Origin of the sequence: Virgibacillus sp. W0430, from assembly GCF_051846935.1 — a bacterium.
Classification (GTDB): domain Bacteria; phylum Bacillota; class Bacilli; order Bacillales; family Amphibacillaceae; genus JBPYCR01.
This window is the reverse complement of sequence record NZ_JBPYCS010000059.1, coordinates 1-1,249: the sequence shown is the minus strand read 5'-3', so window position 1 is coordinate 1,249 and position 1,249 is coordinate 1. Positions and strand designations below refer to the sequence as shown.

General features: G+C 49.5%; 9 tRNA genes and 1 rRNA gene. All 10 read left to right on the top strand.

Going from position 1 to position 1,249, the window contains the following annotated elements:
- The first annotated feature begins 4 nt into the window (after nucleotides 1–4).
- The 10 genes from rrf (at nucleotide 5) to ACLIBH_RS14300 (ending at nucleotide 1,033) form a co-directional block, all read left to right on the top strand.
- Nucleotides 5–120 (top strand): 5S ribosomal RNA (gene rrf / locus ACLIBH_RS14345).
- A gap of 52 nt (nucleotides 121–172) precedes the next feature.
- Nucleotides 173–248 (top strand) — tRNA-Val (locus tag ACLIBH_RS14340).
- Nucleotides 249–286: 38 nt separating this feature from the next.
- Nucleotides 287–362, top strand: a tRNA-Thr gene (locus tag ACLIBH_RS14335).
- 51 nt (nucleotides 363–413) lie between these two features.
- Nucleotides 414–489 (top strand) — tRNA-Lys (locus ACLIBH_RS14330).
- Between the two features lie 7 nt (nucleotides 490–496).
- Nucleotides 497–578: transfer RNA gene (locus ACLIBH_RS14325), tRNA-Leu, on the top strand.
- A 12-nt stretch (nucleotides 579–590) separates the two neighbouring features.
- Nucleotides 591–665 (top strand) — tRNA-Gly (locus ACLIBH_RS14320).
- A 24-nt stretch (nucleotides 666–689) separates the two neighbouring features.
- A tRNA-Leu gene (locus tag ACLIBH_RS14315) sits at nucleotides 690–778 on the top strand.
- Between the two features lie 3 nt (nucleotides 779–781).
- Nucleotides 782–855 (top strand) — tRNA-Arg (locus tag ACLIBH_RS14310).
- Nucleotides 856–862: 7 nt separating this feature from the next.
- Nucleotides 863–939, top strand: a tRNA-Pro gene (locus tag ACLIBH_RS14305).
- An 18-nt stretch (nucleotides 940–957) separates the two neighbouring features.
- Nucleotides 958–1,033: transfer RNA gene (locus ACLIBH_RS14300), tRNA-Ala, on the top strand.
- Nucleotides 1,034–1,249 lie beyond the last annotated feature (216 nt).

Sequence of the window (1,249 nt, the reverse complement as noted above, 5' to 3'; positions counted from 1 at the left end):
ACGGTCTGGTAGTTATAGCGGAGAGGTCACACCTGTTCCCATACCGAACACAGCAGTTAAGCTCTCCAGCGCCGATGGTAGTTGAGGCTTTGCCTCTGCAAGAGTAGGACGCCGCCAGGCGATATGATTCTATTAGTCGCATTTATTGTACTAGCATATCAACGATTTGCACGGAGGATTAGCTCAGCTGGGAGAGCACTTGCCTTACAAGCAAGGGGTCGCAGGTTCGAGCCCTGCATCCTCCACCATCGATTATTTACAAGTTGACAAGTTATTAAAAAGCAACGCCGGCCTAGCTCAATTGGTAGAGCAACTGACTTGTAATCAGTAGGTTGGGGGTTCAAGTCCTCTGGCCGGCACCATTTAAATATACATTGCTGTTTGAACGTATGGAGCAACGATGACGATTAAAGGAGCCATTAGCTCAGTTGGTAGAGCATCTGACTTTTAATCAGAGGGTCACAGGTTCGAATCCTGTATGGCTCACCACCTTTTTGCGGGTGTGGCGGAATCGGCAGACGCGCTAGACTTAGGATCTAGTGTCTTCGGACGTGGGGGTTCAACTCCCTTCACCCGCATCAGCTTTAAATGCGGAAGTAGTTCAGTGGTAGAACACCACCTTGCCAAGGTGGGGGTCGCGGGTTCGAATCCCGTCTTCCGCTCCAGAAATTATATATTATTGCCGGAATGCCGGGGTGGCGGAAATGGCAGACGCACAGGACTTAAAATCCTGCGGTAGGTTTCTACCGTGCCGGTTCGATTCCGGCCCTCGGCACCATTAGCGCCCGTAGCTCAATTGGATAGAGCGCTTGACTACGGATCAAGAGGTTAGGGGTTCGACTCCTCTCGGGCGCGTATTTCACGGGAAGTAGCTCAGCTTGGTAGAGCACATGGTTTGGGACCATGGGGTCGCAGGTTCAAATCCTGTCTTCCCGACCATTTTAATTAATAGCACTTGGGGCCTTAGCTCAGCTGGGAGAGCGCCTGCCTTGCACGCAGGAGGTCAGCGGTTCGATCCCGCTAGGCTCCACCAATATTTTGTTTTTGCTCCTTGAAAACTGAACAAAACAACTCGTATGTCAAGAGACGAAGAAACACCTCCGTGTTTCTTCGGAAGGTCAGCCTTTCTATTATGAAAGCTGACGATAAATGAAACAAGCTAAGACAATTGTATAAGATTAACGGTGTTAATCTTATTTCAAACTTACTTTTATGGAGAGTTTGATCTTGGCTCAGGACGAACGCTGGC